Origin of the sequence: Pelomonas nitida (genome assembly GCF_043555975.1) — a bacterium.
Taxonomy (GTDB): domain Bacteria; phylum Pseudomonadota; class Gammaproteobacteria; order Burkholderiales; family Burkholderiaceae_C; genus Pelomonas; species Pelomonas nitida.
In genome coordinates this window covers 1-15,958 of the sequence record NZ_JBIGIA010000029.1, presented here as the reverse complement: position 1 = coordinate 15,958, position 15,958 = coordinate 1, and the positions used below count along the sequence as shown (strand labels likewise).

The 15,958-nt window shown below is 70.3% G+C and carries 13 protein-coding genes, 1 rRNA gene and 1 riboswitch; of the genes, 6 read left to right on the top strand and 8 right to left on the bottom strand.

The features are described 5' to 3' along the window. Positions 1-136: 136 nt before the first annotated feature. Together ACG00X_RS23155 and ACG00X_RS23150 are read right to left on the bottom strand one after the other, a co-directional pair. On the bottom strand, positions 137-865 hold the full coding sequence (locus ACG00X_RS23155) for a GntR family transcriptional regulator (RefSeq protein ID WP_394492047.1): 729 nt from the start codon (positions 863-865) through the stop codon (positions 137-139). 105 nt (positions 866-970) lie between these two features. Next, a complete protein-coding gene (locus ACG00X_RS23150; protein ID WP_394492045.1) occupies positions 971-1,852 on the bottom strand; it encodes a glucosamine kinase nucleotide-binding domain-containing protein in 882 nt (293 codons plus the stop codon). A 196-nt stretch (positions 1,853-2,048) separates the two neighbouring features. Here ACG00X_RS23150 and ACG00X_RS23145 point away from each other — a divergent pair, with 196 nt between their 5' ends. After that, a complete protein-coding gene (locus tag ACG00X_RS23145) occupies positions 2,049-3,518 on the top strand; it encodes an ATP-binding protein (protein WP_394492043.1) in 1,470 nt (489 codons plus the stop codon). A 43-nt stretch (positions 3,519-3,561) separates the two neighbouring features. Here ACG00X_RS23145 and ACG00X_RS23140 read toward each other — a convergent pair whose 3' ends face one another. Further along, positions 3,562-4,329 (bottom strand): TIGR03915 family putative DNA repair protein, encoded by a 768-nt coding sequence (locus ACG00X_RS23140; protein WP_394492041.1) that lies wholly within the window; start codon positions 4,327-4,329, stop codon positions 3,562-3,564. Positions 4,330-4,342: 13 nt separating this feature from the next. Beyond that, entirely contained in the window at positions 4,343-5,593 is a 1,251-nt protein-coding gene (locus ACG00X_RS23135) for a putative DNA modification/repair radical SAM protein (RefSeq protein ID WP_394492039.1), read from the bottom strand. A gap of 124 nt (positions 5,594-5,717) precedes the next feature. Here ACG00X_RS23135 and ACG00X_RS23130 point away from each other — a divergent pair, with 124 nt between their 5' ends. Both ACG00X_RS23130 and lplT read left to right on the top strand, forming a co-directional pair. Then, positions 5,718-7,799: a catalase gene (locus ACG00X_RS23130; RefSeq protein WP_394492037.1), complete on the top strand. Its 2,082-nt coding sequence runs from the start codon at positions 5,718-5,720 to the stop codon at positions 7,797-7,799. Between the two features lie 61 nt (positions 7,800-7,860). After that, positions 7,861-9,129, top strand: coding sequence for a lysophospholipid transporter LplT (gene lplT / locus ACG00X_RS23125; protein ID WP_394492035.1), 1,269 nt, complete (start codon positions 7,861-7,863; stop codon positions 9,127-9,129). A gap of 10 nt (positions 9,130-9,139) precedes the next feature. Here lplT and ACG00X_RS23120 read toward each other — a convergent pair whose 3' ends face one another. After that, entirely contained in the window at positions 9,140-9,718 is a 579-nt protein-coding gene (locus tag ACG00X_RS23120) for a TMEM165/GDT1 family protein (RefSeq protein WP_394492033.1), read from the bottom strand. Between the two features lie 4 nt (positions 9,719-9,722). Further along, positions 9,723-9,895: riboswitch (yybP-ykoY riboswitch) on the bottom strand. A 17-nt stretch (positions 9,896-9,912) separates the two neighbouring features. Continuing rightward, positions 9,913-11,151 (bottom strand): glycosyltransferase family 4 protein, encoded by a 1,239-nt coding sequence (locus ACG00X_RS23115; protein WP_394492031.1) that lies wholly within the window; start codon positions 11,149-11,151, stop codon positions 9,913-9,915. Positions 11,152-11,267: 116 nt separating this feature from the next. On the opposite strand from ACG00X_RS23115, the gene ACG00X_RS23110 reads away from it, so the two are divergent. From ACG00X_RS23110 to asd, 3 genes are read left to right on the top strand one after another with little or no spacing between them, the layout of a single operon-like run. After that, on the top strand, positions 11,268-11,885 hold the full coding sequence (locus ACG00X_RS23110) for a hypothetical protein (protein WP_394492029.1): 618 nt from the start codon (positions 11,268-11,270) through the stop codon (positions 11,883-11,885). 4 nt (positions 11,886-11,889) lie between these two features. Then, positions 11,890-13,536: an aminotransferase class III-fold pyridoxal phosphate-dependent enzyme gene (locus ACG00X_RS23105; protein WP_394492027.1), complete on the top strand. Its 1,647-nt coding sequence runs from the start codon at positions 11,890-11,892 to the stop codon at positions 13,534-13,536. A 5-nt stretch (positions 13,537-13,541) separates the two neighbouring features. Next, the gene (asd, locus tag ACG00X_RS23100) at positions 13,542-14,450 is read left to right on the top strand and encodes an archaetidylserine decarboxylase (protein ID WP_394492025.1); all 909 of its coding nucleotides are present in this window, start codon (positions 13,542-13,544) and stop codon (positions 14,448-14,450) included. Between the two features lie 94 nt (positions 14,451-14,544). Here asd and ACG00X_RS23095 read toward each other — a convergent pair whose 3' ends face one another. Beyond that, complete coding sequence (locus ACG00X_RS23095; RefSeq protein WP_394492023.1) at positions 14,545-15,414, bottom strand: UDP-2,3-diacylglucosamine diphosphatase; 870 nt, start codon at positions 15,412-15,414, stop codon at positions 14,545-14,547. 448 nt (positions 15,415-15,862) lie between these two features. Further along, positions 15,863-15,958, bottom strand: a 5S ribosomal RNA gene (rrf, locus tag ACG00X_RS23090); the annotation flags it as partial.

Below are 15,958 nucleotides of genomic sequence, written 5' to 3'. Positions count from 1 at the left end.
GCATCGCCGTCCCCGCGGGGGCTGAGCCCGGGCACGTCGCGCCCAGTGGGCGCGACGTGCCTGGCGAAGGGCGAAGGCGCAAGCCGAAGCGCGGCCTGCAGGGCCGGCCAACGCAGTCGTTGGACGAGGGGCGCCATCATTCCCGGCGCATCTCAGCGACGAAGTCGTAATAGTCGCTGCGGCAGTAGGAGTGCGTCAGCTCCACCGCCTGGCCCGACGCGAGATAGCCCACGCGGGTGATGAACAGCACGGCGGCGCCTAACGGCACTTCCAGCAGACCGGCGAGCTTGGCATCGGCATTCAGCGCGCGGATGTGCTGCAGCGCCCGCACCGGTGCGCGGTCGCCGAGGTGCGAGTAGAGCGAAGCCTCGACCTTCTGCGGGTCGGGCAGCACGCTCTGCGGCAGCACGCTGACCTCGTAGGCCATGACGACCGCGTCCGCCAGCCGCAGCCGCTCCAGCCGGGCGACGCGCTCGCCGCTCTTGAGCTCCAGCGACAGCTGCTCGTCCGGCGCCGCCGGCGTGAAGCCGCGCAGCAGCCAGCGCGAGCCCGGCACGAAGCCGCGCTGGTGCAGTTCCTCCGAGAAGCTGGTCAGGCGCGTCAGCGGCTGTTCGAGCTTGGGCGCGATGTAGTTGCCCGAACCGCGCTTGCGGATGATGAGCCCCTGCTCCACGAGCCGGTCGATGGCCTTGCGCGCCGTGACGCGCGACAGCGCCAGCTGGTCGGCCAGCACGCGCTCGGACGGCAGCGCCTCGTCGGCATGGAAGATGCCGTCGCGGATGGCCTGTGCCAGGCTTTGCGCGAGCTGCATGTAGAGCGGCGACGCCGCTGCGGGGTCGGGCTTGAAATCGAAGACAGCGGACATGTCAGCCCCTGGTCCCATCCATGGAGTCACCGGCCGCCCATGGGGTGGCGGGCCGGCGGGGCGCGGCGCGGCACGAAGCCGGGCGGCGTCCTGTGAAGACAGCGCTCATGCGCGCGGGTTCCCGCGTTGCCGGATCAGCCAGAGCGCACCGGCCGTGGCGTCGCCCTGCGGCTCGACACGGCGCGCCTGCAGCGCGGGGCTCAGGCGCGGCGCCAGGCGCAAGGCAACGCTGCCGGCCAGCGCCAGCGGCAAGCTGGGGTGCAGGGCCGCCGCCAGCACGTCGAGCGCCTGCGCGGCGGCATCGAGCAGCGCGGCGGCGGCCGCGTCGTCGTGCTCATGCTCGAACACCAGCCGAGCCAGGCTGGCGTAGCCGCCCTGCCCGGCCTGGGCGCAGAAGGCCAGCAGCGCTTCGCGGCTGGCGCCGGCGGCGACGTAAACGCTGTCAGCCAGCGCGCCGCGCGGCGCACGGCCGTCGAAGGCGGCCTGGGCGATCTTCATCGCCTGCTGGCCCAGCCAGGCGCCGCTGCCCTCGTCGCCGATCTGCCAGCCCCAGCCGCCGGTCATGCGGCGCGTGCCGTCTTCCAGCAGCGCCTCGGCCACGGAGCCCGTGCCCGAGATGAGCAGCGCGCCCGGCCGGCCGCCGTGGGCGCCCAGCAGGCCGGCCAGCCCGTCGGTGATCAGCGCGAAACGCGCGACACCAGGTTCGGCGGCAACGAAAGCCTGCAGCTGCGCCGGCACGCCTGTGCCCGACAGGCCCAGGCCCAGCGCACAATCCCGCAGGTCCAGCCCGGGCACGCCGGCGTGCGCGACGGCCTCGCCGATGTGCCGCCAGGCCTGCTCGACACCCTGGTTCAGCGCCGACGCCCCGGCCTCGCCGCGCCCCAGCACGCGCCCGTCGGCATCCGCCACGACGGCCCGGGTGCTGGTGCCGCCGCCGTCCACGCCCACCCACCAGCGCGGGGCGCGGCCGGAGTCGTGGGAGGTCACCAGGGAAGGATGGAGAGCAGGCAGCATGGTCGACGGCAATTGGTCGATACCACTCTAATACCAACGATCGGGGTCGTCAATTGGTTTTAAACTGGTCTACAACCTCCCGGCAGGCGCGCATCGACGGCGCAGGGCGGGTTGGACGGCTCTCGAATGAACAAGAATACCAGTGAGAAACCAACCAGGGTCCTCCGTCTTGCACACCCCGCCTTCGACCGCCAGTGACGCGCTGGCCGAGTTGCTTGGCCGCCTGGCCCGCGTGGGCGGGCGGCACCCCGCGCTCGCCGACCGGCTGCTGGCCCGCCTGAGCGCCAACGCCCTGGCCGCCGGCGACACGACCACCGGCGTCGATGCGCTCTACGCCCGCTTCGGCCTGCTGGAGCCGCGCGGCCGCGCGCAGGAGCTGCTGCCGGCGCTGGAGCAGGCCGGCGCGCTCGCCGCCGCCGGGCATTTCCCGGTGCAGGCCGCGCGCGTCTGCGAGGCGCTGGGCCGCATCGCCTACCAGCAAGGTGAGTACCAGCTCGCCAGCGAGCAATGGTCACGCGCGCTGGACCTCGCCGAGGTCAGCGGCCACCTGCCGACCGCCATCGCGGCGCGCATCGGGCTCGGCCAGATCCATTACGCACAGGCCGACTGGGCCCGCGGACTGCGCCAGATGCGCGACGCGGCCGAGCATCTCGCGGCCTCCGCCAAAGACGGCGACGACAGCTACCTCTCGGCCAAGCTCGCGCTGAACATCGGCGTCGGCAGCTTCGAGACCGGCGACCTGCCCGCGGCCGAGCGCCACTTCAGCCACGGCCTGGCGGCCGCGCGGCGCGGCGGGCACCGCGTGTTCGAGGCCGAGGCGCACTGGCACCTGGCGCGCGCCGCGCTGGCCCGCCAGCGCATGGACTGGGCCGTGGCCGACTGCCGGCTGGCACTGGACATCGCCGCCCGCCAGGGCTACCCCTGGCTGGAGGCCGCCGCCAGCCGCACCTGGACCGAGATCGCGCTGGCCCGGGGCGACAACGCCGGCGCCGTGCGATCCACCCGCCACGGGCTGGCGCTGGCCCAGCGCATCCAGGCCCGCGCGCAGGCCCGCCAGGCCCACCGGCAACTCGCCCAGTTGCTGCAGGCCGAGGGCGACGCCGCCGGCGCGCTCGACCACCTGTGGCAACACCTGGCGCTGCAGTCCGAGATCGAGCGGCTGAGCCTGCCCGCCCGCACCACGCTGGCCGCGCCGCCCACCGGGGATGCCGGCGCACCGCTCACGCCCGAGGAGCTGCTGCTGCACCTGAGCAGCCAGCGCCAGCGCCTGGCCACGCTGCTGCCCACCGAGGCGCTGGCCGAGCTGAAGGCGGCGAGCGCGCGCATCCTGGGGCTGGACAGCGTCATCCGCTGGCCGCTGGGGCCCGGCGGCCTCAGCACCGAGCAGCAGCCCCGCTACCTGGACCTGCTGACCCGCCACGGCGCGCCGCTGGCACTGCCGGACGCGGCCCTGCACCCCTGCCACGCCGAGCTGGCCGGCCTGCCCGGCGCGGCCCAGGCCCGCATCGAGGTGCCGCTGTACGACGGCCCTCAGCTGGCCGGCGCGTTATGGCTGGTGGACGCCCGCGCCACCCGTGCCTGGACACGCCAGGAGCTGCTGATGGCCAGCCAGCTGGCGCTGCTGTTCGACAGGACTTGAGGCCCTTCGCCCGCAGGGACGGCGACGCCTGCGCCGGCCACGGTCAGACATCGCGCATGCGGCCTTCCCGGCGAGGCGCGTCGTGGATGAGTTCGCTGATGAGCTGCGTCTCCGGCATCTGCGCCCAGTAGCGCACGGGCATCTCCTTCTTCATCGCCGCCACCTTGAGCCGCGCGGGGTTGAAGATGCTGCGGTAGTAGGTGAGCCAGAGCGCTTCGCCGGCGTCCGCCGCGGGTGCCTCGTCACGCCGCGCCGGGCCGGCACCGGCCAGGCGCTGCCCGTCCCAGTGCAGGCATCCCAGCGGCGTCAGGATGGCCCACGGGTGCTGCGCAAAGCGGTCGACGAAGAACGGCGCCGCCGCGCGCAGCACGTGATGCACGGGCTCGAACCAGGCCACGTGGCGCACGCCGCCCGCCGCGTGCTCGTCGGCCACCTCGCGAAAGCGCACGAACGCATGCATCTTGTGGATCTCGCGGCTGACCTGGCGGGCCATGGACTGCAGGTGGCGGCGGTCGGCGTCCAGCACGTCGCCCCACAGGCCGGGTTCGCGCTGCAGGCGGCGGGCGAACGCCAGCAGCCGCGCATAGCGGCTGTCGTCGGCATGCATGGCGACGGCGCGCCCGAGCGCGTCCCAGCCGGCCGGCGGCTGCCAGGCGGTGGCGCCTGCGGGGGCCGGCGCCGGCCCCTCGGCGAACAGCCCGGCCTGCGCGCCGACGTCGTGCGTCCAGCCGGCATCACTCCCGGCCAGCAGCGCCGGCAGCAGCGCGGCGAAACCATCCCAGTCCGCCGGGTAGCGCAAGGGCAACTTCATGTGCGCGGCCTCATCAGAACAGCGCCGCCTGCTGCGGCCGTGCGGCCGGCCGCGACAAGGCCTGCAGGTCGGCCGGGTGCGGCCGGTGGTCGACGGCCACGACGAACGGCAGCGCCTTGCGCGCCAGCGGGCCCAGCGCCAGCAGGTCGGCGCGGCGCAGGCGGCGGTGCCGCCGGGCGGCCACCAGTTTGTCCACGGAACTCACGCCCAGGCCGGGCACGCGCAGCAGCTGCTCGCGCGGCGCGCGGTCGACGTCGAGCGGGAACTGCGCCGGATGGGCCAGCGCCCAGGCCAGCTTGGGGTCGTGCTGCAGCGACAGGAAACCCGCCTCGGTGACGATCTCCTCGGCCTGAAAGCCGTAGAAGCGCAGCAACCAGTCGGCCTGGTAGAGCCGATGCTCGCGCAGCAGCGGCGCGGCCTGCGCGGGCAGCGCAGCACTGGCATGCGGGATGGGGCTGTAGGCCGAGTAGTAGACGCGGCGCAGCCCCTGCCCCGTGTAGAGCCGGCTGGAGAGCTGCAGCACGGCGCGGTCGTCTGACGCATCGGCGCCGACGATGAGCTGCGTGCTCTGGCCGGCCGGCGCAAAGCGAGCCGGGCGCGCCGCGGCGGCCGGGGCGCCCGGCAGCGCCCGCACCGCCTGCGCCTCGCGCTTGGCGTCGCGCGCCGCCTGCAGGCGCAGGTGGATGCGCGACATCGTGCGCTCGATGCCGCCGGCGTCCTTCTCCGGCGCCAGCGCCTGCAGCGCCTGCGCACTGGGCAGTTCGACGTTGATGGACAGCCGGTCCGCGTAGCGGCCCGCGCGCTCCACCAGCTCGGGCGAGGCGTCGGGAATGGTCTTGAGGTGCAGGTAGCCCTTGAAGTGCTCATCCTCCCGCAGGCGCCGCGCCACCTCGATGACCTGCTCCATCGTGTAGTCGGGCGTGCGGATGATGCCGCTGGACAGGAACAGCCCCTCGATGACGTTGCGCCGGTAGAACGAGAGCGTCAGCTGCACCACCTCGTCGATGGCGAAGCGCGCGCGCCGCACGTCGCTGCTCTTGCGGTTGATGCAGTACAGGCAGTCGTAGACGCACCAGTTGGTCAGCAGCACCTTCAGCAGCGACACGCAGCGGCCATCGGGCGTGTAGGCATGGCAGATGCCGTTGCTGGTGGAGCCCAGGCTGCGCCCGTCTCGCGAATGGCGCTTCTCGGTGCCGCTGCTGGCGCAGGAGGCGTCGTATTTGGCGGCGTCGGCCAGGATGGCCAGCTTGTCCTGAACTTCCATGCAAATACTGTAATTGCATACAGCACTACCGAGATAACCCAAGGTGTATCCGGCTCACCGTCCTACACCCTGCGAGGGCCCGGCTTTCTAGAGTCCAACGCCATCTGCCGAGCCAGGAGCCTCCATGCCCAAGCATCCCCCCACCACCCGCGCGCCGCGGGCCACCACCGGCACCGGCGGCGAGCCGCACCAGCTTGCCGCCGGCAGCCACCCGCCGCTGACGACCAACCAGGGCGTGCCGGTCACCAACAACCAGACCTCGCTGAAGGCCGGCGCGCGCGGGCCGACGCTGCTCGAAGACTTCATCCTGCGCGAGAAGATCACCCACTTCGACCATGAGCGCATCCCCGAGCGCATCGTGCATGCGCGCGGCTCGGCCGCCCACGGCGTGTTCGAGCTGCACACGTCGCTGGCCAAGTACACAACCGCCAAGGTGCTGACCGAGGTGGGCGTGAAGACGCCCGTGTTCACGCGCTTCTCGACGGTGGCCGGCGGCGCCGGCTCCGTGGACACCCCGCGCGACGTGCGCGGCTTCGCCGTCAAGTTCTACACGCCCGAAGGCAACTGGGACCTGGTGGGCAACAACATCCCGGTGTTCTTCATCCAGGACGCGATGAAGTTCCCGGACCTCATCCACGCCGTGAAGATGGAGCCCGATCGCGGCTTCCCGCAGGCGGCGTCGGCGCACGACACGTTCTGGGACTTCATCTCGCTGATGCCCGAGAGCCTGCACATGGTGATGTGGGCCATGAGCGACCGCACGCTGCCGCGATCGCTGCGCTTCATGGAGGGCTTTGGCATCCACAGCTTCCGGCTGCTGGACGCCAAAGGCCGCGCCACCTTCGTCAAGTTCCACTGGCGCCCGGTACTGGGGCTGCAGAGCACGCTGTGGGACGAGGCCGTGCAACTGGCCGGCGCCGACCCCGACGCGCACCGCCGCGACCTCTGGACGGCGATCGACGACGGGCGCTTCCCCGCCTGGGACCTGGCCGTGCAGCTGTTCACCGAGAAGGAAGCTGAGGCCTTCCCGTTCGACCATCTCGACCCCACCAAGCTCATCCCCGAGGAGCTGGTGCCGCTGCAGGTCATCGGCCGCATGACGCTGAACCGCAACCCGGCCAACCACTTCGCCGAGAACGAGCAGGTGGCCTACTGCCCCGCCAACCTGCCGCCCGGCATCGACTTCTCCAACGACCCGCTGCTGCAGGGCCGGCTGTTCAGCTATCTCGACACGCAGCTGTCGCGCCTGGGCACGCCCAACTTCGACCAGCTGCCCATCAACGCCCCCAAGTGCCCGTTCCACACGCAGACGCGCGACGGCCACATGCAGACCCGCGTGCCCACCGGCCGCGTGGCCTATGAGCCGAGCAGCCTGCAGGCCGACGCCCCGTACGAAGCGCCGCGTGGCTTTCAGAGCGTGGCGGCGCCGGGCGAGCCCGACGCCAAGGGCCGCGTGCGGCCGGAGAGCTTCGCCGACCATTACAGCCAGGCCCGCCAGTTCATCCACAGCCAGAACGCGTTGGAGCAGGCCCACATCGCCAGCGCGCTGGTGTTCGAGTTGAGCAAGGTGGAGACGCCCGCCGTGCGCGAGCGCTTGGTGGGCCACCTGCGCGTGGTCGACGCCGACCTCGCCCGGCGCGTCGCCACCGGGCTGGGCCTGCCCGCCCTGCCCCCGGCCGCCCGCCCCGCCATGCCCGTGCAGGACTTGCCGCCCTCACCGGCGCTGGGCCTGATCGACAAGACGCCGCCCTCGCTGCAGGACCGCTGCGTGGCCGTCCTCTTCAGCGACGACTCCGATGCCAAGCGCCTGGCCGCCGTCGACAAGGCCTTGCGCAAGGCCGGCGCCAAGGTCATGAAGCTGGCACCCAGGATCGGCGGCGCCACGTTGAGCGACGGCACGCATCAGCCCGCCGACGCCCGCCTCGCCGGCAGCCCGGCGGCGGCGTTCGACGCCATCGCGCTGGTGCTGTCGCCCGCCGCCGCGCAGCAGCTCGCGCAGGACGACACCGCCGCCACCTTCGTGCGCCAGGCCTATGCCCACCTGAAGGCCATCGGCCACGACGACGGCGGCCTGCTGCTCGTGGAGGCACTGCACCTGGTGGCGGATGACGGCGTCTGCGCGCTCGATGCCAAGGCGCAGGCTTTCGTGGCGGCCGCCGCCACGCGGCAATGGGACCGCGAGGAGCGCATTCATCCGCTGCCCTGAATGGCGCTGAGCGGCGCGTCGTCATCCGCATTTCACGCAGTGCCGCCACAGTGCGGCGCCCGTGCATGCCACGACCTCCAGCGCCGCCGCGCCCGCCCTCATCCCTCCACTGCCCCGCGGCTTCGGCCTCGTCATCGGGGCCCAGTTCGCCTCGGCACTGGCCGATAACGCGCTGCTGATCGTCGCGATCGCGCTGCTGAACCAGCAGGGCTTCGCCGCCTGGTGGGCGCCGCTGCTGAAGTTCGGCTTCATGCTGGCCTATGTGCTGCTGGCGCCCTGGGTGGGCCCGCTGGCCGACGCCTTCGCCAAGGGCCATGTGATGGCGGCGATGAACCTCGTGAAGATCGCTGGCCTGGCCTTGCTCGCCTGCGGCCTGCACCCCGTGGCGGCGCTGGCCGTCATCGGCCTGGGTGCGGCCGCCTACGCGCCGGCCAAGTACGGCCTCATCACCGAACTGGCCGCCCCCGAGGCGCTGGTGAAGGCCAATGGCTGGATCGAGATCAGCGTCGTGTCGGCAGCGCTGCTGGGCGCCGTGCTGGGCGGGCTGCTGGTCAGCCCGCTGTGGGTGGACTCCGCGCTGGCCGCCTGGTGGGACACGCACGACCTGCCGGCCGACAAGCTGACCGGGTCACTCGCCGCGCTGCTGCTGCTCTACGCGCTCAGCAGCCTGCTGAACGCCGGCATCCCCGACAGCGGCCAGCGGCAACGCAGCGACGCGCACGACCCGCTGACGCTTGTGCTGGAGTTCCGCGCGGCCAACCGGCTGCTGTGGCGCGACCGTGAGGGCGGCCTGTCGCTCGCGGCGACGACGCTGTTCTGGGGTGTCGGCGCGACGCTGCAGTTCGCCGTGCTGCGCTGGGCCGGCGAGGCCTTGTCGCTGCCCTTGAGCCAGGCGGCCTATCTGCAGGCCGCCGTGGCGGTGGGCGTGATCGGCGGCGCGGCGGCCGCGGGGCGCTGGCTGGCCTTGCACCAGGCGCGGCACGGCCTGTGGGCCGGCATCGCGCTGGGCCTGCTGATGCCGGTGGTGGCGCAGATCGACCAGGTCATCACCGCCGCGCTCGTGCTGACCCTGGTGGGCGCCGTTGGCGGCGCGATGGTGGTACCGCTGAACGCGCTGCTGCAACACCGCGGCGCGCTGCTGCTCAGCGCCGGGCGCTCGGTGGCGGTGCAGGGGTTCAACGAGAACCTCAGCGTGCTGCTCATGCTGGCCGCCTACGCCGGCTGTGAGGCGGCGGGCCTGCCCATCGCCTGGACGCTGAGCGGGCTGGGCCTGGGCGTCGCGGCGGCCATCGCCGCCTTGATCGCCCGGGCCCGCCGCCGCGGCGCCTGATCGGCCGACGTCAGAAGCCGAAGCCCGAACCCGCACCCAGCAGCGTGGCCACGCCCAGCGCCGCGAAGATGGCCGCAGCGATGCCGTGAACCAGCTTCATCGGGATCTTGGCGGCGAGGCGGTCGCCGACGAACACGGCCGGCACGTCGGCCAGCAACATGCCCAGCGTCGTGCCGATGACGACCCACAGCGGGTTGGCGTAGTGCGCCGCCATCGCGACGGTGGCGATCTGCGTCTTGTCGCCCATCTCGGCGAGGAAGAACGTCAGCAGCGTGGCACCGAACACGCCGAAGCGCTTGGCCACCTGCGTCTCCTCTTCCTCGATCTTGTCGGGAATCAGCGTCCAGATCGCCATGCCGATGAACGAGGCGCCCAGCACCCAGCGCAACACGCCGGGGCTGACCGCCGAGGTGATCCACGCACCCAGCGCGCCGGCGAGGCCGTGGTTGACGACGGTGGCGCACAGGATGCCCGCGATGATGGGCCAGGGCTTTTTGAACCGCGCGGCGAGGATGAACGCGAGCAGTTGGGTCTTGTCGCCGATCTCGGCGAGGGCGACGACGCCGGTTGAGACGAAGAGTGCTTCCATGAATAGTCCCTGGCCGGTTCAAAGACGAATGACCACAGCGCGCCCCCGGCCAGTGCGGATGCGATGTGGTCAAAGGTCTTGCCAAGCCAAGAAACTGCTGACGCCATGGCCTGCGGGCCAAGTGTGTTGACGTCAGCCTCTTCGGGCGAAGAGCGGCTACTCCCCAGTGACGGGCGCGATTATGCCTGTGCGGCTCAGACCACCGGCTGCAGCCCGTGCAGGCCGAAGGCCGGTTCGGCCCGGGCGATGCCGCGCTCCAGCACGGCCTCGAAACGCGCGGTGATGTCGGCCCAGTCGAGCCGCCGCGCCGTCGCCCGGGCCGCCTCGGCCACAGCACGGCGCGCGTCCGCGTCGAGCGCCACGGCACGCGCGGCTGCGACGAAGTCCGTCTCCCGCCCCGGGCCGGCCAGCCAGCCGTTGACGCCACTGCGGATGAGCTCGCCCGCTGCGGCGCTCTCGAACGCGACGACGGCGCAGCCGCTGGCCATGGCCTCGGTCGTCACGTTGCCGAAGGTCTCGGTCAGGCTCGCGAACAGGAACATGTCCAGCCCCGCGTAATGCGCCGCCAGGTCGTCGCCGCTGCGCTGCCCGGCGAACACGGCGTCAGGCGCGCGTGCGGCCAGTTCCGCCCGCATCGGGCCGTCGCCGACGAACACGAGGCGAGCGCGCGGCTGCACCGCCTTCACGGCCTCGTAAGCCGCCAGCACGACCCCGAGGTTCTTCTCCGGCGCCAGGCGGCCGACATAGCCCAGCACGAGATCGTCCGGCCCGGCGCCCCAGCTCTCGCGCATCGCGGCACTGCGGCGCACGGGATCGAAACGCTGGGCGTCCACGCCACGGCCCACGACGCTCAGCCGCTCGAAGCCGCGCTCCGCCAGCAGCACCCGCAACGCCTCGGTGGGCACCATGGTCGCGTCGCAGCGGTTATGGAACTTGCGCAGATAGCCCATGATGGGCTTGGACAGCAGGCCCAACCGGTAGTGCTTGCCGTAGGCGTGGAAGTTGGTGCGGTAGTCCGACGTGACCGGCAGCGCCAGGTGTTGCGCGGCCTGCAGTGCCGACCAGCCCAGCGGCCCTTCGGTGGCGATGTGGACCACGTCGGGCCGCTTCAACGACCACAGCTTCACGAGCGCCCGCTTGCTGGGCACGCCCATGCGCAGGTTCGGGTAGAGCGGCACCGGCAGGCCCTTGGTCAGCACCTCGTCCACGGCGGGCTTGCCGCCGGGCAGCGCGGCCAGCTTGGCAGGCTGGCGGGGCCGGATGAGCTGCACGTCGTGGTTACGACGGTTCAGCCCGTCCACGACGCGCGCCATCGACATGGCGACGCCGTTGACTTCGGGTGGATAGGTTTCGGTGACCACCGCCAGCCGGCGCGAGTGGCGCGGCGCGGGAAGGTCATCGACCAGGATGTCGTCGGCGTCGGCGGTGTTCATGGCGTGCATGGTCAGCAGTTCATGCGACAGAACGATGAACGCAGGACCGTCACGCCGATTTCACGCAAGCACCCCACCATCCGCCCCGCTTGCCACCCAAACGACAAGGACGGGACGTGAACGAGTTTTTTCAAACCCTGAAGACGCAGCGCTGGGACGACCACCGCTACTACCACCACAGCCGCATCAACCAGAGCCTGCACCTGATCAGCGCGCTGAGCTTCCTGGTGTCCTACGGCCTGGTCTTCGTGAATCCCGCGTGGGCAGCGCTGCTGGCCTGGTGCGTGTCGATGACGACGCGGCAGGCCGGGCATTTCTTCTTCGAGCCGCGGGGCTACGACCACGTCAACCAGGCCACCGACGAGTACAAGGAAGAGATCAAGGTCGGCTACAACATCCGCCGCAAGATCGTGCTGCTGGCCGTCTGGGTGGCGCTGCCGGCCGTGCTGTGGGTGTCGCCGTCGCTCGGCGGCCTCATCGTGCCGGCGGTGAGCTGGCAAGGCTTCGTCGAGGACGTCGGCATGGCCTGGTTCTGCCTGGGCGTGACGGGCCTGGTGTTTCGCGTCGTGCAGCTATGGGCCACGCAGAGCCTGATGCAAGGCCTGGCCTGGGGCTTCAAGATCCTCACCGACCCCTTCCACGACGTGCTGCTGTACTGGAAGTCGCCGCTCTATCTGCTGCGTGGTCAGCTGATCGACCCGATGGAGCATGTGGGCCAAGGCCACGCGAACTGACGCGATGGAAGAAGCGATCACCCTCTCCGCGCTGGCCCTCGGCGTGCTTGCGCTGCTGCCGGCTGCCAAGCGGCGCTTCGAGCTGTCGCGCGCCAAGCACCGGTCACTCGCCGGCCATTCCCGCATGGCCAAGCGACTGGCACGGTGGGTGCCGGGCTACGCCTATGACGACGCGCAGTTCTTTGCCGCCGATGGCGCGCCGGCCGATGTTGCAGCCCAGCGCAAGGCCGCGTTGCAGCGCCTGGGCGCGGAGTTCGACACGCGCTTCCAGAAGACGCTGGCCGCGACCGAGCAGGCGCGCGAGGCCATCTCCGACCTGAAGTTCACCGGCCGCTACCGCGTGCCCTTCCAGTTCAGCCCGGTGCTGCGCGAGCACCTGCGCGTCGGCGCCTTCCTGCAACACAGCGACGGCGTGCAGGTGCAAGACCTGGACGGCAACCGGCTGATGGACCTGACCGGCTCGTATGGCGTCAACGTGCTGGGTTATGACGCCTACAAAGCCTGCATCGACGAGGCGGTCGCCACCGCGCGCGAGTTGGGCCCGGTGCTCGGCGCTTATCACCCCTGCGTGCTGGAAGTGCTGTCGCGTCTGAAGGCGATCTCCGGGCAGGACGAGGTCAGCTTTCACATGAGCGGCACCGAGGCCGTCATGCAGGCCGTGCGGCTGGCGCGTTATCACACGAAGAAGAAGCGCCTGGTGCGCTTTGCAGGCGCGTACCACGGCTGGTGGGAGGACGTGCAGCCCGGCCCCGGCAACCCGCTGCCGCCGCGCGAGACCTTCACGCTGCAGGACATGGCCGAGCGCTCGCTGAAGGTGCTGGCCACGCGGCGCGACATCGCCTGCGTGCTTGTCAATCCGCTGCAGGCCCTGCACCCCAACGTCAACGCGCCGGGCGACTCCAGCCTCATCGACGGCAGCCGCCGCGCGGCCTATGACCGCGAGGCCTACACGAACTGGCTTCGCCGCTTGCGTGAGGTCTGTACGGCGCGCGGCATCGTGCTGATCTTCGACGAGGTCTTTGTCGGCTTCCGCCTCGCGCCCGGCGGCGCACAACAGTACTTCGGCGTGAAGGCGGACCTGGTCACCTACGGCAAGACGCTGGGCGGCGGCCTGCCGGTGGGCGTGGTCTGCGGCGGCCGCGCGCTGATGCAGCGCTACCGCGAGGACCGACCCGCCGACATCTGCTTTGCACGCGGCACCTTCAACGCACACCCGTATGTGGTGGCCGCGATGGCGGCGTTCCTGAAACGCATCGAACGCCCGGACGTGCGGGCCCTCTACGACGGGCTGGACGAGCGCTGGAATGCCCGCTGCGCGCAGTTCAACGCCCGGCTGAAGGCGGCCGGGGCGCCCGTGCGGCTGGCCAACCTGTCCACGATCTGGACCGTGATGTACGACCAACCGGGCCGTTATCACTGGATGCTGCAGTTCTATCTGCGCAAGCATGGCCTGGCGCTGAGCTGGGTGGGGACAGGCCGGCTGATCTTCAGCCTGAACTACGGCGACACGGAGTTCGCCGAGGTCATGGACCGCTTCGTCGCTGCCTGCGACGAGATGCGTGCCGATGGCTGGTGGTGGACGGCCCCTGAGCTGACGGGGCAGGCCATCCGCCGCAGCGTGTTCCGCGAGATGCTCGCCCACAAGTTCTGACGCCGATGACATCGCAAGAAGCCTCACCGCCCCTGAAGGGCGAAGCCAAGGACGGTCGGGGCTGGCTGGCCCGGCTCGGCGCGCAGGAAGACTTGAACTTCCTGTTGACCAACCGCATCCCGCGCATTGCCGCGACCCGGCTGATGGGCCGCATCGCCAACATCGAGAGCCCGGCGTTCACACGGCTGGCGCTCAAGCTGTGGCAGCTGTTCACGCCGCTGGACCTGCGCGAAGCGAAGAAGCAGACGTTCACGTCCATCAAGGACTGCTTCACGCGCGAGTTGAAGGCGGGCGCCCGGCCGTTCGACTCAAGGCCAGAGGTGCTGGCCAGCCCTTGCGACGCCATCGTCGGCGCGATGGGCACCGTGCATCAGGGCCGGGTCTACCAGGCCAAAGGCTTCCCCTACTCGACTGCTGAGCTGTTTGGCCCGACGCACGATGCCAGCGTCTTCGAGGGCGGCCGCTTCATCACGCTGCGATTGACGTCGGTGATGTACCACCGCTTCCACGCGCCGGCCGACGGCACCGTGGAGCATGTGACGTATCTGAGCGGCGACACATGGAACGTGAACCCTGTGGCGCTGAAGCGCGTCGAGCGGCTGTTCTGCCGCAACGAGCGCGCCGTGGTGCGCATGCGCTTGAGCACCGGTCAGCCGATTGCCTTGGTGCCCGTCGCTGCCGTGCTCGTCGCGAGCATCCGCCTGCACTGGCTGAACGTGCTGCTGCACATCGGGCATAAGGGCGCCCATGAGATGCCATGCTCGGCACCGCACCTGAAGGGGCAGGAAATGGGTTGGTTCGAGCATGGCTCGACCATCATCGTCTTCGTGCCCACTGGCTTCGACTTGGCGGAAGGTATTGCGCCGGGCGCGCAGTTGCGTGCCGGGCAGGCGCTGTTGACGCTCCAGGGCTGAATGGCGCGGAGGCTCGGCGCGCGGCGAGTCTGCACAGTGAGGCGCCGATGCCGATCCGCGCTAACACCGTGACGCGTTGGCCGCGCCGGCGCGCTTAGCCCGCCACTTCTGGAACCGGCACGGCCACGGGCTCAGGCCGGGCCGCCGACGTGGTCGCCGCCGGCTGCATGCCGGGCAGCGCTGCCTCGGCACTGCGGTCGATGATTTCCAGACGCCCGTCGAAGTGCTCCACCAGTGCGGTCAGGCTCTCCACCCAGTCCCCATCGTTGCAGTAAAGGACGCCGTCGATTTCGCGGATCTCGGCATGGTGGATATGGCCGCAGACGACGCCATGCGCCCCGCGCTTCCTCGCCTCGCGCGCGACGGCGTTCTCAAACTCGTTGATGTAGCTGACCGCGCGCTTCACCTTGTGCTTCAGGTAGCGCGACAGGCTCCAGTACGGCAGCCCGCACTTGGCGCGGATGCGGTTGAACCAACGGTTGACCTTCAGCGTGAACTCATAGGCCAGGTCACCCGCGATCGCCAGCCAACGCGCGCACTGGATGACGCCGTCGTAGAGATCGCCATGCGTGATCCACAGCTTCTTGCCATCCGCGGTCACGTGCATGGCTTCGTCCATCACGTCCACGCCGCCGAAGTTGTGCGTCACATACTTCCGCGCGAATTCGTCATGGTTGCCCGGAATGAAGACCACCCGCGTGCCCTTGCGTGCCTTGCGCAGCAGCTTCTGCACGACGTCGTTGTGCGACTGCGGCCAGTACCAACTGCGGCGCAGTTGCCAGCCGTCGATGATGTCCCCGACCAAATAGAGCGTCTCGCATTCCACATCCCGCAGGAAGGCCAGCAAAGCCCTCGCCTGGCATCCTGGTGTGCCGAGGTGCAGGTCTGAGATCCACACAGTGCGCACCGACATCGTCGGCGTGTCGGCGGCAGCGAAGTCGGGTGTCGTCGGCATGCACGACATCCTGCCCACCCGTCGTGACGCCCACGTGAACGATCAGGGTTCCGGCGAGTGAGTGTTGGCCATCATTGACGAGCCACCGGCGCGCAACGGGCATTGGGCGCTCCTTACAGAGGCCCTTTCTGAATGATGTCTGCCTGAATCGAACACCCGGAAATTCGAGTTTCCGCTGACCCGGCCATTTGCGGGCTCTTTGCTCGCTAATTGCTGTGACCCGCATCCATGCGCAAGCACGTACGACACGGCTGAGCCGTGCCGAGATCGAGACCTCTCTGAAGACACCGCCGCCGAACTGGTCTGGCGCCACAACATCAACGAGGCCACCGCGTGCAAGTGCAGGGGCCAATCTTTCGGTTTGCAGCGCCTACAGCGCCCCGGAATATTCAATCTTAGAAGCCCCAAAGCAAAACCCCCACCAGTTTGCACTGATGGGGGTTGGCTTTAGTAAATAGCCTGACGATGACCTACTTTCACACGGGAATCCGCACTATCATCGGCGCTGACTCGTTTCACTGTCCTGTTCGGGATGGGAAGGAGTGGTACCAAG